Raw genomic sequence first — 19568 nt, 5'->3', positions numbered from 1 at the left:
GCAGGGCATCAGTCCCCGTCGACCGATGATCGACTCAGCTGTCGTGAAGCGTGGGTGTCAGCCCGTCCGCCTACCCGGGTGATCAACTCAGCCTCCGCGAAGTCACGGCGTCAGCCCGTCCGCCTACCAGGGTGATCAACTCGACTTCCGCGAAGTCGGGGTGTCAGCCAGCCCCCGAGCCGGTGATCGACTCGACTGCCGTAAGCCGGGGGGCAGCCCGTCCCGGATGCCGCGATATCCGTAAAGTTGAGTGGATCATGCCCACCTGGGGTGCCTGTCTGGCGACCCATGTCCAGCCGAGCCCCCAACACCCTGGACCGCAGGGCAGTGCTGCCCCCGGCTTACGTGGCGTAGGGGTGAAATGGGACGACCTGGTGCGTTCGTCCGGTTCGTGGAGCCGGTGGCACCCACGACCTGGTCTTGATCGACTCGACTTTCAGGAAGTCGGGGCATCCAGACGCCTCGGATGCCGCGATTTCTGTAAAGACGAGTGGATCACGCCCGGCCAGGGGGTTTGTGACCGCCAGTCTGAGGTGTTTGGGGAATTTGTCGGGTTCTGGTGTTCCATAGGTTGTGACCGGTCGCACCCATGGGTCGGAATGATGGCCGGGGCGGGGTCGTTACACACCCTGACGATCGCAGGACCACCGGCTCACCACCCCGCCCATGGGGTCGGGGGCGCTGGTGGCGGGGTTGGAATGCCTGCCCCACCGGGTCGTTGAAGCCTTCCGTAAGCGACCGCCCGAGTGCCCTGCCCGATCGGGTGCCGGTGGATGGGCCAACCCCGGAATGACCCTGGCCCCCCGGTCGTTACACATGGACCCGGCGCCACAAGCCCCCGGCTTGTGCCCCCGAACTGCGGTGCCCGAGCCCCGGCTCGCAGGCCGCCGACCCGGCGCCATGAACCCGGCTTGTCAGGCGCCGACCTCCCCCAAGACTTTCCCCTTGAATCTGATGCGCCGGACGAGGTGCTCACACCCTGTACCGCCGACCCCCATCGGTGTGCGGGTGTTTCCTACCCCCGAAGGAGCTACCCCCATGAACACGATCATCCGCAAGAGCATGCTGTCCGTTGCTGGTCTCGCGTTCGCCGGTGGTGTCTTCGCCGGTCCGATCGCCGCGCACGCCAACCCGGTGGATGCCAAGCCCGTCGCCGTCGCGGTGCAGTCGGGTGCGCCGAAGCCGCAGGGCGACCAGTCCCGAATCACGTTGAATGACGAGCAGACCGCGAACGTCAAGGCGATCATCGCCGCGACGAAGAAGGCCGGCCTGCCCGAGCGCGCCGCGGTCATCTCGATCGCGACGAGCCTGCAGGAGTCGAAGTTGGAGAACCTGGGTCACCTGGGTGACGCCAACGACCACGACTCGCTGGGCCTGTTCCAGCAGCGCCCGTCCAGCGGTTGGGGCACCCCGGAGCAGATCACGAACCCGGAGTACTCGACGACGGCGTTCCTCAAGGGCCTCAAGCAGGTCGACGGGTGGCAGGACATGCCCCTGACCGACGCCGCCCAGACCGTGCAGGTCTCGGCGTACCCGGACGCGTACGCGCAGTGGGAGCAGCAGGCCACCGACCTGGTCGCCCAGCACTGGAACAGCTGACCCCCACCACAGCACCACAGCAGCAGCACGACACCGACCGCCGACCGCTGGCCGGCACCCCACCCGGGTGCCGGCCAGCGGCATTTCCCCCACGAACACCAGGACGCAAACCAAACCCCGGTAGATCTTGGACAGTTACCGTCAGCCCCGAACGGAAACTGTCCAAGATCTAGGGGGAAGCGGCAGAGACAGGCCCACGCGACACCCGGCGGGGATCAGCTCGCGGCCCATAACCCACGGCACGCTGCCACGCCCGACGACGCACGACCCCACGGCACGCTGCCACGCCCGACGACGCACGACCCCACGGCACGCTGCCACGCCCGACGACGCACGACCCACGGCACGCTGCCCGCGCCCGGCGGCGCACGACCCCACGGCGCACGACCCCACGGCGCACGACCCCACGGCGCACGACCCCACGGCCCAACCCATGACGCCCTGAACCACGGCCCACCGACACGGCCACAGCCCAACGGTGCACAACCCAAGGCCGCACGGCCCAAACGCGCACAACCCACGGCCGCAGACCCAACGGCGCAGAACCCACGACCCCCAGCCCACCGAGCACGGGCACCGCCCCAACGGCCCACAACCCATGGCGCACGGCCCGCAGCCCCTGCCCACCGAGCACGGCCACAGCCCCAACGGCCCACACCCACGGCCGCACGGCCCAACGGCGCGCGGCCCTCCCCTCAAGGCGCGCGGCCGGACGCTCAGGTCAGAAGAGGACGGTGGCGAGGGTGCCGATCGGTTGGAAGCCGCAGCGTTCGTAGACCCGGCGGGCCGGGAGGTTGAAGTCGTTGACGTACAGGCTGACGGTGGGGGCTACCCGCAGTAACGCGTCGCGGACCACCGCTGCCATGGCGGCCGTGGCGATCCCTCGACCGCGCCACTCGGGTGCCACCCAGACGCCCTGGACCTGCGCCGTCCGCTTGGTCACCACGGCCAGCTCGGCCTTGAACACGACCTTGCCGTCGACGAAGCGAGCGTACGCCCGACCGGCGCGGACCAGGTCGTTGACCCGCCGGCGGTAGCTGCGCCCGGCGTCCTCGGCCAGTGGGGAGACGCCGACTTCCTCGGTGTACATGGCCACTGCCGCGGGGAAGAGCCGGTCGACCTCGCCGGGGCGGACCTGGCGTACCTCCGGGTCGGCCGCCACGGGTGGCAGGGAGTCGGCGGCCAGCAGCGGCTGGTTGGGGCGGACGTCTCGCGCTGGCCCCCAGGTGTCGGAGAGCCGGTCCCACAGCCCGAGCACGGCATCGGCCCGACCGACGATGGACGAGCACAAGCGCTCCTCGCCCGCGAGCAGGTCGGCGAAGGCGGCCACCGCTGCGTCGCTCGCCAGCACCGGCGTCAGGTTGCCGCCGAGCCAGCACAGCGATTCGAGGTTGCGCCGTGCTCCGTACCCCAGGATTCTGCCCTCGGCGCGCCACCACGAGAGGCCGCGCGCGGCGATCCGTTCGGCGACCTGCGCGCCCGCGAACGGGTCATGGTCGAGTAGTCGCTCGACCGCGCGGCGCTCCGATTCCCCCAGTTGGCGTACCGGCACCGTCAGCACGACTATTAGCCTGCCAGATCGACCCCCCGCTCCGCCGGTCGAGTGACAAGGCCGGTTCCGGCTCTGCCGGCCCGCTGAGCGGCCGGGTCCGTCCGGCCCACCGGACGACCGGCGGCACCAGGGCCCCGAGCAGGAGGAACAGGCCACCGAGCACGAGCCAGCCCGGTACGCCCCAACCGAGCGCGAGGGTGGTCACCACCACCGGCGCGAGCATCTTGCCCAGTTCGTAACCCATGCCGTACGTCCCCTGGTACTGCCCCTGGGCGTCCGCGGGAGCGAGCCCGAAGGAGATCCCCCAGCCGGCGGCGGAGTGCCACAGCTCCCCGATCACGTGGGCGACCGCCCCGAGACCGAGCAGACCGACGGCGCCAGCGGTGGGCAGTGCGCCGCTGGCGGCGAAGAGTACGCAGGCCAGGGCGATGGCAACCCCCGCTCGACGGGCGGCACGGGCGGCTGCGGGCAGGGTGGCGGCGGTACGCGCGGCGCGGACCTGGAGGAGCACCACCAGCACGGTGTTGACCAGCGTCAACGCGGAGATCATCCAGATGGGCGCCCGGGTGTGCCCGGCGATCCACAGCGGCAGGGCGATGGTGAGCAGGCTGAAGTGCATGGACATCAGCCCGTCGACCAGGGTGAAGGCCAGGAACGGGCGGTCCCGCAGGGCGACCAGTCGGGGGCCGTGTGCCGGGGCGGCGACCGGGGCGAAGCTGGGCAGGCGGACGAAGACCACCGCCGCAGCCAGTGACGCCGCCGCCGCGGCCAGGATCAGCGCGACGTACCCGTTGCGGGTTTCGGCGGCGATGGCGAAGCCGCCGAGGACCGCCCCGACGGAGATCCCGACGTTGGTGGTGGCCCGGAGGTAGGCGCGGGTGCGTACCCGCTGGTCGGCCGGGATCGCTCCGGCGATCAGCGCTCCCCGGGCGCCGCGCTCGACCGCGTCGGCGAGTGCCGTGGCGGCTCCCACCAGCACGAAGGTGGGGAACGACCGGACGGCGACGAGGCCGACGGTCAGGGTGCCGGCGGCGAACAGTGCGCCGACCTGGACGCCGCGCGGGCCGAGGCGGTCGGCCAGGTAGCCACTCGGCGTGCTGGCCAGCACGCCGACGAGTGCCGAGATGGTCAGCCCGATGCCCACCTGGGTCACCGACAGGCCGACCGAGCGAGTCAGGAACAGCACGCTGGCGACGAGCCACAGGCCACGCCCGACGGTCTTGACCAGCGTGCCGAGGGTGAGGACCCGGGCCGGGCCCGGTGGTGGAAGCAGGCGCATGGCCGACACCTTAACAAGACGTACGTACGGTTTGTAAAAGCGACTTGTCGACGATGCATTGCCGATATATCGTTGATGCATCAGCGACAGTACGACGAGAGGGAGAACCCGATGAGGTTCCATCGACAGCACCACGCGATGCACGAGGCCCGGATGCGGGGGTTCGGCTTCCCGCCGGTTCCGCCCGGCCCGCACGGGCATGGCGAGCACGGACACGGCGGCCCCTGGGGCGGTCGGGGCCGTGGGCGGGGTCGGGGCCGACGCCCCAACGTCCGGGCGGCCGTGCTGGCTCTGCTCACCGAGCGGCCGATGCACGGTTACGAGATGATCCAGGAGATCGACTCCCGCACCGGCGGCGCGTGGCGGCCGAGCCCGGGCTCGATCTACCCCACCCTCCAACTGTTGGAGGACGAGGGCGTGATCGTCGCCAGCACCGAGGAGTCCGGCGGCGGGCGCAAGCGGTTCACGGTCACCGAGGCCGGTCAGGCCGAGGCCACCGAGGCCGCGCAGACCCCGGCGTGGGCGGACGTCGCCCAGGGCACGGTGAGCAGCTGGCACGACATCCGCGACTCCGGCGCACAGGCGATGAACGCGCTACGACAGGTCATGATGAACGGCACCGACGACCAGCGTGAACGGGCCGCCCAGGTGCTCGACGAGACGCGGCGCAAGCTGTACGCGATCCTCGCCGAATCCGAGTGACGCAAACCCGCACCACCGCAACGCGAACCCGCACTGACGCGAGCCCGCAGTGACGCAAACCCGCACCACCGCAACGCGAGCCCGCACTGACGCGAGCCCGCAGTGACGCAAACCCGCACCACCGCAACGCGAGCCCGCAGTCACGCGAGCCCACCACCGCCGCTGCGAGCCCGCAGTCACGCGAGGCCGCCCCGCAGTCACGCGAAACCGCGCCCCGCACCGACCGGGCCGGGAACCACAGAGCGGCCGTTCCCCGTGGGGAACGGCCGCTTTGTCCAGCTGGGGAATCAGTGCACGGTGACCGTCGGGCCGGCGATCAGCCCGCGCAGCTCCTCGGGCAGCTCGGCGCCCATCTCGTCGGCGATCCGCAGCGCCTCCTCGATCAGCGTCTCCACGATCTGGGCCTCGGGCACCGTCTTGACGACCTTGCCCTTGACGAAGATCTGGCCCTTGCCGTTGCCGGAGGCGACGCCCAGGTCGGCCTCGCGGGCCTCACCGGGACCGTTGACGACGCAGCCCATGACGGCGACCCGCAGCGGCACCGGCAGCCCTTCCAGGCCGGCGGTAACCTCCTCGGCGAGCTTGTAGACGTCCACCTGGGCCCGCCCGCAGGACGGGCAGGACACGATCTCCAGGCCCCGCTCGCGCAGGCCCAGCGACTCCAGGATCTGGTTGCCGACCTTGATCTCCTCCACCGGAGGGGCGGACAGCGACACCCGGATGGTGTCGCCGATGCCCTCGGCGAGCAGGGCGCCGAAGGCGACCGCCGACTTGATGGTGCCCTGGAAGGACGGGCCGGCCTCGGTGACGCCGAGGTGCAGCGGGTAGTCGCACTGCTCGGCGAGCTGCCGGTACGCGCGGATCATCACGACCGGGTCGTTGTGCTTCACCGAGATCTTGATGTCGCGGAAGCCGTGCTCCTCGAACAGCGAGCACTCCCACAGCGCCGACTCGACGAGCGCCTCGGCGGTGGCCTTGCCGTACTTGGCCAGCAGCCGCTTGTCCAGCGACCCGGCGTTGACGCCGATGCGGATCGGCACCCCCGCCGCCCCCGCGGCACGAGCGATCTCCTTGACCTTGTCGTCGAACTGGCGGATGTTGCCGGGGTTGACCCGGACGGCCGCGCAGCCGGCGTCGATCGCCGCGAAGACGTACTTGGGCTGGAAGTGGATGTCGGCGATCACCGGGATCTGCGACTTCTTGGCGATGGCGGGCAGCGCCTCGACGTCGTCCTGGGAGGGCACGGCAACCCGGACGATCTGGCAGCCGGACGCGGTCAGCTCGGCGATCTGCTGGAGGGTGGCGTTGATGTCGGAGGTGAGGGTCGTGGTCATCGACTGCACCGACACCGGCGCACCGCCGCCGACCGGCACCGAACCGACCATGATCTGGCGGCTGGCCCGGCGGGGAGCGAGCGGCGGGGGCGGCACGGCGGGCATACCGAGACTGATTGCGGTCACTTCAGGCACTCACCTTGAGAAGAGCGTGATGGGGTTGACCACGTCCGCGGCGATGGTCAGCAGCGTGAACGCGCCACCGATCAGGATCACCACGTACGTGAAGGGCATCAGTTTGAGGTAGTCCACCCGGCCGGGGTCGGCGCGGCCGATCCGCGCGTAGACCCAGGAGCGGGCCCGTTCGAACCAGGCGATGGCGATGTGGCCGCCGTCGACCGGGAGCAGCGGCAGCAGGTTGAACACGCCGATGAAGAAGTTCAGCGACACGAAGAGCATGAAGAAGACCAGCCAGGCGTTGTTCTCCACCGCCTCGCCGCCGAGTCGGCTGGCGCCGACCACACTGATCGGGGTGTCGACGTCCCGCTCGCCGCCGGTGAGGGCGGTCCACAGGGCGGGCACCTTCTGCGGGAGGCGCTGGAGCGCCTTGACGGTGCCGACGGCCAGCTCACCGGTGAAGTCGGCGGTGGCGCCGAAGGCGCCGACCGGCCCGTACGTCACGCGGGTTGGCGTGCTGGGGACGAGCCCGACGCCGAGCGCGGCGACCGGCGCGGCGGCACCGGTCGGGTTGTCCAGCGGCGGACGCTGGGTCTGCGCGAGCACCGTGCTGGTGGTGCCCGGCTGCCCGTCGCGGACGTACGCGATCTGCGCGGTGTCGCCCGGCTTGAGCCCGCGCAGCGTGGTGAGCAGGTCGCCGTAGGAGTTGACCGGCGTGCCGTTGACCGAGGTGATCCGGTCACCGTTGCGCAGTTGCGCCTGCGCGGCGGGGCTGGCCGCGTCGGCGCTCGTGCACGCGCGCACCGCGTTCTCCGGGACCACGCACTGGCTGAGCTGGATGACCGCGGGCTCCTGGCGGGCCTGCGCGTCGGTGGTCGGGAAGTCCGGGTTGGGCAGGCCGGCAGAGACGGCGAGGATCCAGATCGTGATCAGGGCGAGCGCGAAGTGCGTGATCGACCCGGCGGCCATCACGATCGTCCGCTTCCAGACCGGGTAGCGCCACATCACCCGCGACTCGTCGCCCGGCTCGACGTCGTCGTCCTGCGGAGTCATCCCGACGATCTTGCAGAAGCCGCCGAGGGGGATGCCCTTGAGCCCGTACTCGGTCTCACCCCGCCGGAACGACCAAATGGTGGGGCCGAAGCCGACGAAGTACTTCGTGACCTTCATCCCGAACGCCTTGGCGGTCAGCAGGTGACCCGCCTCGTGCAGGCTCACCGAGATGAGAATGGCCAGGGCGAAGAGGACCACCCCGAGCAGGTACGACATCAAGCTCCTTCCACCGAACCCGCGATGATCTCCTGCGCGTGCGCGCGCGCCCACGACTCGGCCGCGAGCACGTCCTCGACGGTACCTGGTTCGCCGAAGTCCGGAGCGTCCTCCAACACGCGTTCGAGGGTGTCGACGATGCCGAGGAACGGCAGCCGGCCCGCCACGAACGCCGCCACGCACTCCTCGTTCGCCGCGTTGTAGATCGCCGGCCGGGAACGCCCGGCCTCGCCCGCGGCCTTGGCCAGCGCGACGGCCGGGAACGCCTTGTCGTCCAGCGGCGCGAACTCCCAGGTGTGCGCGGTCGTCCAGTCCACCGCCGTGGCAGCCTGCGGCACCCGGTCCGGCCAGCCGATGCCCAGAGCGATCGGCAGCCGCATGTCCGGTGGGCTGGCCTGGGCGATCGTCGACCCGTCGACGAACTCGACCATCGAGTGGATCACCGACTGCGGGTGCACCATCACGGTGATGTCGGCATAGGGCACGTCGAACAGCTCGTGCGCCTCGATCACCTCAAGGGCCTTGTTGACCATGGTCGCCGAGTTGATCGTGACGACCGGCCCCATGTTCCAGGTGGGGTGCGCGAGCGCCTGCTCGGGTGTGACCTGCGTCAACTCGTCGCGCCGCCGGCCCCGGAACGGGCCGCCGCTGGCCGTGACGATCAGCCGGCGCACCTCCGCGCGCGAGCCGGAGCGCAGGCACTGGGCCAGCGCCGAATGCTCCGAGTCGACCGGCACGATCTGCCCCGGCCGCGTCACCGCGGCCCTGACCAGCGGGCCGCCGGCGACGAGCGACTCCTTGTTGGCCAACGCGAGGGTACGACCACCACGCAGCGCGGCCAGCGTAGGAGCGAGGCCCAGCGAGCCGACCACCCCGTTGAGCACGATGTCGCACGGCCACTGCGCCAACTCGGTCATGGCGTCGGGGCCGGCCACGATCTTGGGAAGCTTGAAGTCGCCGGTGGCCCAGCCGCGCCGGCTCGCCTCGGCGTAGAACGCCAGTTGCAGGTCCTGCGCGGCGGACGCCTTGGCCACCCCGACCGCCTCGACGCCCAGTTCGAGGGCCTGTGCGGCGAGCAGCTCGACGTTGCCGCCGCCCGCACCCACGGCGACCACCCGGAACCGGTCCGGGTTGCGCCGAACGATGTCGATGGCCTGCGTGCCGATCGAACCGGTGGACCCGAGCAGGACAAGGTCGCGGGGGGAAGTCACGCCGCCATTCTCCCCCACCCCCGCTGCACACCCGCTGGGAGCCTCAGGCGTCCCCTGCCGCTGCCGCTGCCGCTGCCGCTGCCGCTGCCGGACGATGATCGACTCGGGTTCAAGGAAGTCGCGGCATCCCAAGCACCCCGACACCCCGATTTCCAGGAAACCGTGTCGATCAAGCCTCTTCGTCGGCCGACTCGGGCCCCGGCCCGGTCGGTGCCGCCTCCTCGCCCAGCAGGTCGCCCGGATCGATGGAGAACTCGAAGGGCTCTCGCATGACGAACCGTGTTCCGGCAGCCGCAGCGGCCACCGGCCGATACTCCCCCTCGATCAACTCGTACAGCGCGAGGGTGGGCAACCGGTTGCGCAGATCGACGCGGAGGAAGAAGGGAACGCCCACTGCGGCGTACTCACGCGGACGGTCAATGATGTCCTTGCGCCGGTTCCCGGGGGAGACAATCTCGCCCAGCAACACGGCGTGCCCAATGTCCATCGTCGTCCGACCACCGCCCGGCGCATCGAGGATGACGATGTCAGGGATGAAGAGATCTTCACCAGAGACGACGTTCGTCTCCAGATAGAGCCACAGCTTTGCGCGGCGGGCTGCCTGCTTGAGGTGATACGCGAGGTCCAGCTCCGCATCCTGATGGTCGTATCCGGCATGTGGTGTCACGATCACGCTTCCGCTCAGGACCTCAACCTTGGGGCCGTTGGTCTCCGGCAACAGGTCGAGGGCGAGCTGCGCAGTCCATGGTTCGTCGTGCCACCGCAGCACGTCGAACGACGGCTCGGTGTGCTGCGGCGCCGGCTCCGGCGCGAACGCGGCCTGGGCCATCCGGGCTCACCCCCTCAGCGGACCATCCTGCTCAGGTCAGCCTAACCACCGCAGCCCCAGTTGCGCGGGATCGCACACCCAGTCCGTCACCCACGTTCTTCCTCAGAGCAGATCACCTAAAGTCGCCGGCACGGTTATCCCGACTTTTATAGCCTCCTCCGGAACGTCGACCGAGACGACTATCTCCGTCGCGCCGGCAGGAACTCGGAATCGGTGCACAAAGTCATCACCGACTAGATCGCCGACCTCGAGCACACCGTCAGGAACCGCTAGCACTCCTGTGAAGATCACCGTCTGACCAGGCGGCGGACCCTCGGCTGAAACCCTGATTTCAACCTCAACCTCCGCTGGTGCAACAGCAAGCGTCAGGCACCCTTCACTGAAGGCGAAGAGTGATTCAGAGAAGTCGATCTCAGGGATCTCCCCAGACGTCCCCACACCTTCGATTCGAAGCGTACTCCAGGGAATGCCATGCCGATAGGTTGCCGAAAATCCGGCCTGATCAGACATAAATCAACCTCAGAAATCCGAACAGACCATGCACCCATCAGCGGTCACTCCCCGTATGCGCCAACTGACGCCTGAGCAACTCGCCGCGGGCGTTTTTCGGCACATCATAGGACCCGGAAGGAACGCCCGAGGATTCGACCATTCAACCCCCGCGGTTCAGGCGAGTCAGGCGTCAGCCCCGAACTCGTCCTGCAGGGCGCGAAGCTGAGCTGAGCTCAGGTGACGCACCTCCCAGATCAGCTCTGCCACCTGACGCGTTTTGGCGTCTGCAGGCGGGCAGGCCTGCGGCAACTCGATATCGATCAGCGCGGCAAGTTCCTCGACCTGGAAGGAGAGCACGGTCGCGAAACCGGACAGCAGCTCCGGACTCAGTTCCCTACGGCCGTGGCCCACCACCTGGATAGTCGCCGCCGACAACGGCCCGATTCCGGCCAACCGGTACAGCATTTTCGCCGAGTTCAGATTATTCAGATTCCGGTTGCGGAGCAGGCGCACGATCACCGCGCCCGGACCGTACGGGAACGGGTCGCGCTCCCGTACGATCGGCGCAATCGGGTCCGGTGGTGGCATCGATCTGGCCACTCCAAGCAGTTCTTCGCACCGCTCGAGGGGCAGACGAAGAGCAGTCCTCACGACGTGGTCCAGGATCGGGTCGGGCGGAGCCGCGAACGGTGCTAGGTCACTCGGCACATCTAGACCGGCCAGGACGAAGAGGTCTGCCGTATGCACACCGAGCGCGGGAGCGAGTCGTCGCAGGACTGACGGGCCGGACACCTCGCCCTTGAAGGCCGCACCGAGCTCGGATTGATCGACTTGGGCAGCACGCATCAAGCTGTCGACGTCCTGCCTCCGCTTCGCTGACAGCCGAGCCACCATCGCAACGAAGTTCTCTGGGCCTGCCGTCCATCCACCTGATCCCATTGATTGACCGTCGCCTCCCACTGCATCGAGCCTTCAAATCCTACTTCGTAATATCATCCCATTTCGCGGTTCGGGCACCCGGGAAGCCGTTACTTATCAGGGCCTCCCTGGCGACGTCCGAAATCGGCCGATAGCCTAGAACGTCGTCGTTCGGCGAATAGTGGCCGGACCAGTTGTCGAACTCGACTACTCGCCCGCCAGATACCTGAAAGTGCCCGGCCATGAATACTGGCTCGCCCCCTGCCAAGCTGGTGTGGCCGGATGTGTCATCGATCGCGAACATGTCGTCGCTGCGCATCGACCGAACCGAACCGTTCCGCATCACCACGTAGTGGTGGTCGCCGTTCGCCAGGTTCTGCCCGTCCACGTTGAAGGAGGACGCGGGTAGCGGGCCTTGCGGCTCTTGGTCGACGGCCGATTCGGTTCGGAAGGTGCGGGTCGGCTGAACCGACCCCGTGCCGCAGTTGTGCACGAGCACGGACTCTTGGCCGGCGATCACATAGTACGTGTGGATGTTGGCGACGGTGAGGTTGTGGACGGTAGCCCAAGGGGTGGTCCAGCGCTCGATCGCCCTGATCTGCACGAGCGTGCCGGCACTGGTTCGCAGCAGTTGGCCCGATCGCAGATTAGTGGCGTCGACCCACTCGTTCAGCTCCGGCACCCAGAACGGGTGACCGTCGGTCGCGGTGACCTCGGCCGTGTCCGAACCCCGCTCACCGTCGGTGTCGATGGTGACCTTCACCAGGTGTTTGACACCGTCACCCTTGATCGCGGCGGTGACCGTCTCCACCTCGACCCGACCCGTCTCCGGATCAGTGACCTGGACCTTGTCACCCGGCTTGACGTCCTCGATCGGCTTGGCCGACCCGTCGGCCATGAGGACCTTGGTACCGGGCACGAAGCTGTTTCCGGAAGCCTTGCAGGATCCACCGCTGGAGCCGCCGTTACTGCGTTCGGAGGCACCTGCTTTTCCGCCGGGCTTCGAGTCGCCCTTGCCGGCACCGGACTTGCCGGCGCCGCTGGACCCGGCCGAGGATCCCTTCGGATTGCTCTTGGCCTGGGCGTTCTTCTGGACCGGGCTACCGGTCTTCTTCGAGGCGTTCGTCGCCTTGTTACTTGTCGTGTTGACCTTGTCGGCGGCCTTCTTCTTCGCCGCCTGCGCGGCCTTCTTCGCCCGCTCGATCGCCAACTTCTTGGCGTTGAGCGCCGCTGTCTCCGCCGCTCGGGCGGCAGCCAGGACAGCCTCGGCGGCCTTCTTCGCCGCCCGCCAGGCCTGGATGGCGTCGATCGTCCGATTCACCGCTCGCATCACGGCCGGGATCTTGCCGAGCTTGGCCCACGGGATCGCCCCGATGATCAGGCTGCCGCACGCCCACATGTCACCGCCGAAGCAGTTCATGGCGTCGTTGATGCCGATGAACTCCTTGAGGATGTACCAGGCCGAGTCGAGCACCACCGACATCAGCGAACGGCCCATGTTGGCCTGCGCCTGGGAGATCATCGCCGCCGACAGCCCCGCGCCGGCCAGCGCCGCCGCCGTCTCCGAGGCGGTCAGCGACACCGACAGACCCGTCGGGTCGGAGTGGGTCACCGGGTTGTTGTGGGCGTACGCGTACCCGTTGGACTGTGCCGGGTCGGCCAGGTCCAGGACCGGGTCCGCGGACAGGAACCGTCCCACGGCCGGGTCGTACAGACGCGCGCCGAGCGGGGTGTAGCCGGAGGCGTCATCACGGACGGCACCGAGGAATCCGGTGTTGTTCTGCATGTTGACGCCGAGTGGAGCGGTGCCCCGCTGGTTGCCGAACGGGTCCTGCTTGCGGATCCGCACCGGCATCGCCGTGTCGTGCAGGCCGATCTCCGCGTACGTGCTGCCCTGGTGGTCGCCGGCGAGGGCCAGCAGGTTGGAGCCGGAGACGGCACGGTTCGCGTAGCGAACCACGGTGCCACCCGGCGCGGCGTAGGACCGCTGGGCGGAGACCTGCACCCCGCCCCTCTGCACGGTCAGCTGCGCCTCACCCAGGTTCAGGGTGGCCTGTCGCTGCTGAATGGTCAGCAGGCGGGTGCCGCCCGGCCCGTAGATGTGCCGGGTCTCGTCCTGCGCCTCCCACTGCTGCGCGGGCACGTTGGCGCACGTGGCCAGCACGACCGGGGTGCCGTCGGCGGTCGCCGCGTCCTTGACGGCGACACACAGCCCGGAGGCAATGTGCTTGAGCTGGCCGGTCGACAGGCGTTCCACCTGCTGGCCCGCCGAGCCGTTGCAGCTCTGCACGGCGAAGACCGAGCCCGCGGTGTTGGCTGCCGGCTGAACGCACCAGTTGTCGTACGCGGCGAGCGTGCCCAGGTTGGGGTTGCTCTGGTTCGGGGTGGCAGCGAAGGCCCACTTCTGGGCGGGCGACTCGTTGCACGGGTACAGCATCAGGGGCTGGTTGGGGACGGCGAGTCCGTTGCTGAGGTCGAGGCACTTGTCGGCCAGACCGACGTACGGGCTCTTGCCCCTGCTGCCCGCACCGACGATCCGGTCGACCTGACCGTCATGGGTCCAGGACAGTGTCTGCTCGTCGCCGTTCTGGATCGACGCGACAGACTTGGTCTCGCCGGTCAGCTCGTACAGCCGCTCGGCCGCCGCGGTGATCGCGGCACCGGCCGGGGTGACGTAGTTCTTGGTCACCTTGGTGAGGGTCCGCGGCTGGCTGCCGTCGGCCTTGCCATAGGTGTACGTGGTGGTGGCGTCCTTGGCGGTCGCGCCGGTCAGGTCCTTCTCCACCAGCTTGGTGCGGTTACCGAGCAGGTCGTACTCGTACTCCTGCCAGTAGCCGGACTTGTCCGGACCGAGCGCCACGTTGAGGGAGGCGTCCGGGTTCACCGGCCCCGGCGAGCACTGCGCCTGGTTCTTGGCGGTCCAGGCCGTCTTCAACCGGCCGAGCGCGTACTGGAAGCACTGCCGCTCCTCGATCCCGGTCGCCTCCTCGCGGATCGCGAGGACGTTGCCGCTGTCGTCGTAGGCGTAGGAGCGGTTCGAGACGAGGTTGCCGCCCACGATGCTCTTGTCGCCAGTCTGCTCGCGGTAGACCTGCTGGCTGTTCAGCGCACCGCTGGCGTCGTCGTACGAGGCCATCGTCCACACCCGGTACGGCTGGGCGCCGAGGGTGGACCGCAGCACCTGCCCGTACGGCGAGTAGACGGTCTCCGCGCCGTACCAGTCCTTGCCGGAGACCGAGAGTGGCAGACCGTCCTTCGTGTAGCGGACGAGGAGCTTCTCGGACGGGAGGCTGCCGACGGCGGGCAGCGTGGTCGACTCGGGCAGACCCGTGTCGGTGTAGTTGTACTCGTAGGTGTAGGAGCTCCGCAGGCCCCACGTGTTGGCGACGCTCTGCGGCAGCGTGAGCGTCGCCGACGTGGGCTGGTAGTCGTTGCTGTAGCCGCCGACCGTCTGGGTGTACGGCAGGCCGTCGGTGTAACGAGTGGTGCTCGCCGGCAGGCCCTTGCCACCGGCGACGGTGTCGTAGGTGAACTCGCCCAGGAGCGTTCCGGTGCTGCTGCCGAGCCGCTGGGATGTCGGGCGGGACAACTGGTCGTAGCCGTTCCAGACGGTGACGTTGCGGGCGTTGGTGGAGGTCAGCTGCCGGTCCCGGTGGTCGTACGTGATCCGGGTGGTGCCGGAGTCCGGGTCGGTGGCGGTCGCCATCCGGCCGCGCTGGTCGTACGTCCAGGTCCACGGGCGGGTCGGGTTGGCGGAGTGGGTGGCCTTCTCCAGCTGCCCGCGCGCGTCGTGCTGGTAGCGCATCGAGGTGAACTCGGTGCGGGCGCTGTTGGTGAAGGTGTCGACGCGGGTGGTCCGGCCCAGGGCGTCGGTGAACAGCCGGTAGGACGTCGCACCCGCCGGGTTGATCACCGTGGAGTGGTCGGCGCCGTACGCGTAGCGGGTGGCACGAGCGGGCTGCTCGGTGCCGTTGAGGACGGGCAGCTCCTGGGTCACCCGGCCGAGGCCGTCGTAGGTGTAGAGGGTGGCGTTGGGTACGGGCGCCGGGTTTTCGGGGTCCACGAACGGCATGAACAGCTGGCCGCTGGGAGAACCGTTGGCGAGGTAGGCGTTGTTGGTCCGCCACACCTCGCCGGAGCTGTTGTACTCCGTGTCGGTGATCAGCCGGCCGCTGCCGGTGGCCTCTTCCTGGCTCTGCCGTTCGCGGCCCAGGCCGTCGTAGATGGTGACGGCGGTCTGGACCCGGTTCTCGTGCCCACGGCTGAAGGTGGTGACGACCGGAGGCTTTCCGGCGGGCACGACGTACTGGGCCCGGAAGTCCGGGACGGCAGTGGACGACGGGGTGCGCCCGGGGCCCCACGCCTCGACGAGACGACCCAACGCGTCGTACTTCGCCTCGCTGACCCGGTCGTTCAGGTCGGTGGTCTTCGTCGTCACCGCGCGGCCCGGATCCAACTCCCGGACCTGCTTGTGCCCCAGCGAGTTCTCCTCGGTCACCGAGGTGGCCTGGCCGGTGGCCGGGGTGTAGGTGATCCTGGAGGTCTTGCCGTCCGGGTCGGTGCTGCTGACGACGCGACCGATGGCGTCGAAACCGGTGGTGCCGTCGGGCTGGAAGCCCGAACCGTCGCCCTTCAGCGACCAGGTCTGGCTGGCCAGGCCGCGGGTGGAGGTGCCGAGGGCGACGTCGTACGCCTGGCCGTCGTAGGCGACCCGGCCCGCCGAGCTGAGCGTCGACAGGTTGTCGAAGGTGGCTGCGGCGCAGGTCGTCGGGCTGGTGCGGGTCTGCTTGGTCAGCCCGATGATGTTCTTGTCGTCGCGGTTGAGGTACTCCACGTACGTGCAGGACTCGTCGCCGGTCTTGCCGGTGTCGCCGAGCGACTCGATGTGTGTGGGCAGGCCGTGCGTCGTCTCGTGGGTGGTTCTCGTCTCGACCGTCCGCAGGGTGCGGGTGTCGTCGCCGGTGCCGGAGGCCCTGGTGTACGAGGCCTGCCGGGGCTCGGTGACCCGCCATGCCTGTAGCGGGCTCAGGCCGTCGTCGCGTGGGCGCGCCGCGAGTTGCTGTGCGACCGGGAACGTGACGCTGCGGGTGAGCCAGTTGGCGTCGACGTCGGCTGCCTCGGCGTACGTCAGCTCCTCGGCGACCCGGCCGGCGAAGGCCTCCCGGTCCTTGGCGATCTCGACGCCGTCGGCGTCCTTCACCGAGACGGTGTCGCCCATGCCCTGGAAGTAACGGGTGACGGACTTGGTCCGCTTGCTGCCGATGTCGGGATCGTCCGCGCCGGTGAGGACGGTGACCTGGTCGACGCCGGCGAACTGGGAGTACGTGCGGGTGGACTTCTTGGTGAACTCCTGCTCGGCGAGCCGCCAAGCCGGCTTGCCGTAGAGGTACCTGGTGATGGTGGTGTACGCGCCGTCCAGGTTGGGGAGTTCCTCGACGCTGTCGACGACGTACTTCTGGAACCAGTCGATGTCCTCGGCGGCCGGGTCCGGATGCCAGAAGGCCGGGTAGCACAACCGGTCGTTGGCCTTCAGCGACGCGGTGTCGGTCTTGCCGGGCAGCCCGGTGCCGGTCTTGCAGTCCCCCACCGGTGCCTTGTAGTTGACGACGGTCTCGCCGCCGTACTCGTTGATGACCCGAGCGATGCGCAGCCGGGAGAAGCCGGGGCGGTTGTCCCGCTTGACGCGGTTCGGCATGTCCTCGGTGTTGGACTCGAAGCGCACCGCGTTGAGCGCGATCTTGTCGCCGCTGCGACCGTGGCCGGTACGGGTGATCGACTCCAGCCACAGGGCGGTGTTCGGGCCGGTCTTCAGGATCGGGAACGACTGCTTGAGCTGGTACTCGTCCGCGGTCTGGAGGGTCTTGGCCGACGTCCGCTGCGCCGACGTGGTGATCTTGTCGAGGCGCTTGCGGGTGAAGAAGGACGGCGAGGCGTTCCAGCACTTCTGGCCGGCGGCGCACCGCAGGTCGGCCGGGGTGTCGTACCAGATGCGGTACTTGTCGGGCTTGGTACTGGCGAAGTTGTCGTCGGTGCAGGTGAGGGACCCCTCGGCGAAGCACCGCTCCGCGACACTGAAGGAGATCCGCGCCAGCGGCGCCTCGGAGAAGAGGGTGTCCTTGCGCTGCCCGTAGTCGATGCGGGTCAGGTAGCCGCCCCGGTCGTAGGTGACCGGGTCCTTGAAGTTGAAGTTCCGGGCGTAGTGGTTCGTCTCGCGTTCCCACCACAGGCTCATGGCGTTGCCGTGGATGTCCTCGACGTAGTCGAGGGACCACCGCCACGCCTCGGTGCAGACCGAGCCGGCCCAGTTGCCCGCCTTGTAGCAGGGCTCGTCCGCGTGGTTGCCGTACACCGGCACGGTGAGCACCGAGTTGGTGACCGGGTCGTCCGCGGCGCTGCCCCGGTCGGACCAGCCCGGCAGGCGGTTGCGGCCGAAGTGGTAGCGGGTGCCGTCGCGGGTGGTGACGATCCAGTACTCACCGTCGGCGTCACCGTTGGCCAGGCTGGTGTCCTGCACCAACTGGACCTTGGAGCCGTCGCCGTTGGCGGTGAACCAGGCACTCTTGCTCTCGTCCCACACCAGTTCGGTGGTCATGCCGGCGAGCGACAGGGTGGCGTTCTTCGAGCCCCAGCACAGGTCGGCGGTGCGGTGCGTGGAGTTGTTGGCACCCGGCTTCTTGGAGTCCTCCCGGCAGGTGGCGTAGCTGCGGGTGATCGCCCCCGCGCTGTAGTCCCAGCCGTCACCGATCCAGGACGCCTGGTTGTTGGTGGCGGAGGTGCGGCCGTCCACCGACTGCGAGGAGTAGGACAGTGCGACCTTCGGCATCAGGCCGGCGGCGGTCTCGGGGGTCTGCACCTGGTAGGAGTAGGTGAAGGCGCCGGACGACGAACCCGCCGCCCAGGACCCCGAGGAGAGCAGCGGGGTGGCGGTGAAGTCGCCGGCCGCCGACGCTCCGGTGTCCAGCACGCCGACGACACTCGATCCTTCCGCCGCGGCCGCGCGGGCACCGGGCTCGCCCTGCGCGCCGAGCAGCGAACCCACGGGCACCTTGCCGGTGACGACCCGCTGCGTCGACTCGTCCGCGGTGGCCGTGGTGCGGGCCGAGGCCTTCGTGGCCGGCACCAGCTTCACCTCGCTGGGCACCGCCTGGGCGCTCGCCGCACCGGACATCGTCGCGCTGCCGCCGGTGGCGCATTCGCCGGAGTCGGGGGCGTCGAAGACGCAGTCGGGCAGCAACATGACGCCGAAGCGGTCGGCGGCCAGTGGGCCGTAGAGATCGGCGAAGTCCGTGTAGGTGACGTGGAGCGCGACCTCGGCGGTTGGGTCGGCGGTGACCGGCGGCGTGATCTTCATGATCAGGCCCGACACGCTGGCCGCCTGGGACGCCTCGGGGGCGGCGAGATCGACGGTCCAGGTCCCGGCGAGGGCTGCCGGGTCACCACCGTCCGGCACGCCGAGGGAGACCGGCAGATCGTCGACCTGCCTGGTGTCTCCGGCCGCGACGCCGGTCAGGTCCACGGCGCCGCTGTCCTGTTGCCACGGCTCGACGGACCCGGGCACGTACGGGACCACCGGCACCTGGTCGGCGGTGAGCAGGTCCGTGTCGGCTTCCCCGTTCTGGGCGACCTGCTTGCTCTCCGGGACGTCCGGCAACTGGACCTGGGTGTCCTCGCGGCTCATGCCCGCGCCGGGCACCGCCCACGCCGCGGCGGGCACGGAGGTCGCGACGAGTGTCGTGGACAGGACCAGCACCATCGCGGTGCGCGCACGACGCCGCCAACGAGGGCGCGCTGCCTCCGTCGGCGTCCGCCGGCCATGCCACCGCCGGGACAGCAACCCGATACCACGCATACGTGTCGACTCCACCCAGGCGCAAAACGAACGAGAAGGCGCGGAAGACCGCGAAAAGCACGTGCCGGATCGGCACGTGCGTGAGCACTCTGCGGTAGGCGGGGTTGCTACTCAAGGCCCGGCGATCGCCACCGAGGCGGCATGGAGTGACCTGGGTCACGTCACCATTGATGATCAGTTGGCTGCGGACGGCAGGAAAGGTGCCAACAGGGCAAGTGATCTCAGGGCAGTCCGAACCGCGTTACCAAAACGTACACAAGATCGAATTCCGCCTGAACTTACGATGACGCCGAGGAGGTCCATAACGGATTCATAACGTTGGCGGGATAGACGAAAAGACCTCACGTCGTGCGATCGTGTGCTCGCATTTTGCCCCTCGGCCCGCCGAACGGGGCTGCTTGCTGTGCCTTCCCTTGT

Annotated in this window: 11 protein-coding genes; 2 read left to right on the top strand and 9 right to left on the bottom strand. The window is 69.0% G+C overall.

Annotated features, from left to right (window positions below; translation table 11 throughout):
• Nucleotides 1-1038 precede the first annotated feature (1038 nt).
• Entirely contained in the window at nt 1039-1599 is a 561-nt protein-coding gene (locus tag LADH09A_RS15415; protein ID WP_238645849.1) for a hypothetical protein, read from the top strand.
• A 721-nt stretch (nt 1600-2320) separates the two neighbouring features.
• Here LADH09A_RS15415 and LADH09A_RS15410 read toward each other — a convergent pair.
• Entirely contained in the window at nt 2321-3160 is an 840-nt protein-coding gene (locus tag LADH09A_RS15410) for a GNAT family N-acetyltransferase (RefSeq protein WP_238645848.1), read from the bottom strand.
• The gene (locus LADH09A_RS15405; RefSeq protein WP_238645847.1) at nt 3090-4430 is read right to left on the bottom strand and encodes an MFS transporter; all 1341 of its coding nucleotides are present in this window, start codon (nt 4428-4430) and stop codon (nt 3090-3092) included. Before LADH09A_RS15405 ends, LADH09A_RS15410 begins: the two co-directional genes overlap by 71 nt.
• 111 nt (nt 4431-4541) lie before the next feature.
• Between LADH09A_RS15405 and LADH09A_RS15400 the strand changes: the two genes are divergently transcribed.
• A complete protein-coding gene (locus tag LADH09A_RS15400; RefSeq protein WP_238645846.1) occupies nt 4542-5132 on the top strand; it encodes a PadR family transcriptional regulator in 591 nt (196 codons plus the stop codon).
• A gap of 287 nt (nt 5133-5419) precedes the next feature.
• Here LADH09A_RS15400 and ispG read toward each other — a convergent pair whose 3' ends face one another.
• The 7 genes from ispG to LADH09A_RS15365 all read right to left on the bottom strand — a co-directional run bounded on the left by ispG (nt 5420) and on the right by LADH09A_RS15365 (nt 19151).
• A complete protein-coding gene (gene ispG, locus LADH09A_RS15395) occupies nt 5420-6592 on the bottom strand; it encodes a flavodoxin-dependent (E)-4-hydroxy-3-methylbut-2-enyl-diphosphate synthase (RefSeq protein WP_238645845.1) in 1173 nt (390 codons plus the stop codon).
• Between the two features lie 9 nt (nt 6593-6601).
• Nucleotides 6602-7852, bottom strand: a complete 1251-nt coding sequence (locus LADH09A_RS15390) for a M50 family metallopeptidase (protein WP_238645843.1) — start codon at nt 7850-7852, stop codon at nt 6602-6604.
• Complete coding sequence (dxr, locus tag LADH09A_RS15385) at nt 7852-9063, bottom strand: 1-deoxy-D-xylulose-5-phosphate reductoisomerase (protein ID WP_238645842.1); 1212 nt, start codon at nt 9061-9063, stop codon at nt 7852-7854. The genes LADH09A_RS15390 and dxr overlap by 1 nt, the downstream gene beginning before the upstream one ends.
• A 169-nt stretch (nt 9064-9232) precedes the next feature.
• Nucleotides 9233-9892 (bottom strand): Uma2 family endonuclease, encoded by a 660-nt coding sequence (locus LADH09A_RS15380; protein ID WP_238645841.1) that lies wholly within the window; start codon nt 9890-9892, stop codon nt 9233-9235.
• Nucleotides 9893-9994: 102 nt separating this feature from the next.
• Complete coding sequence (locus LADH09A_RS15375) at nt 9995-10402, bottom strand: hypothetical protein (RefSeq protein ID WP_238645840.1); 408 nt, start codon at nt 10400-10402, stop codon at nt 9995-9997.
• Between the two features lie 165 nt (nt 10403-10567).
• Nucleotides 10568-11278 carry an XRE family transcriptional regulator gene (locus LADH09A_RS15370; RefSeq protein ID WP_238645839.1) on the bottom strand — a complete coding sequence of 237 codons (711 nt, stop codon included), beginning with the start codon at nt 11276-11278 and terminating at the stop codon, nt 10568-10570.
• An 85-nt stretch (nt 11279-11363) separates the two neighbouring features.
• Nucleotides 11364-19151 carry an RHS repeat-associated core domain-containing protein gene (locus tag LADH09A_RS15365; protein WP_238645838.1) on the bottom strand — a complete coding sequence of 2596 codons (7788 nt, stop codon included), beginning with the start codon at nt 19149-19151 and terminating at the stop codon, nt 11364-11366.
• Nucleotides 19152-19568: the final 417 nt, after the last annotated feature.

Origin of the sequence: Micromonospora cabrerizensis (genome assembly GCF_022230955.1) — a bacterium.
In the GTDB taxonomy this organism is placed as follows: Bacteria; Actinomycetota; Actinomycetes; order Mycobacteriales; family Micromonosporaceae; genus Micromonospora; species Micromonospora cabrerizensis.
The sequence above is the reverse complement of the archived record's forward strand: the minus strand, read 5'-3'. Positions and strand labels throughout refer to the sequence as shown.

Coding starts and splice junctions, on each gene's coding strand:
- LADH09A_RS15375 (WP_238645840.1), bottom strand. CDS start 10,402: ATGTCTGATCAGGCCGGATTTTCGGCAACCTATCGGCATGGCATTCCC.
- LADH09A_RS15415 (WP_238645849.1), top strand. CDS start 1,039: ATGAACACGATCATCCGCAAGAGCATGCTGTCCGTTGCTGGTCTCGCG.
- LADH09A_RS15380 (WP_238645841.1), bottom strand. CDS start 9,892: ATGGCCCAGGCCGCGTTCGCGCCGGAGCCGGCGCCGCAGCACACCGAG.
- LADH09A_RS15390 (WP_238645843.1), bottom strand. CDS start 7,852: ATGTCGTACCTGCTCGGGGTGGTCCTCTTCGCCCTGGCCATTCTCATC.
- LADH09A_RS15370 (WP_238645839.1), bottom strand. CDS start 11,278: ATGGTGGCTCGGCTGTCAGCGAAGCGGAGGCAGGACGTCGACAGCTTG.
- LADH09A_RS15365 (WP_238645838.1), bottom strand. CDS start 19,151: ATGCGTGGTATCGGGTTGCTGTCCCGGCGGTGGCATGGCCGGCGGACG.
- LADH09A_RS15400 (WP_238645846.1), top strand. CDS start 4,542: ATGAGGTTCCATCGACAGCACCACGCGATGCACGAGGCCCGGATGCGG.
- LADH09A_RS15405 (WP_238645847.1), bottom strand. CDS start 4,430: ATGCGCCTGCTTCCACCACCGGGCCCGGCCCGGGTCCTCACCCTCGGC.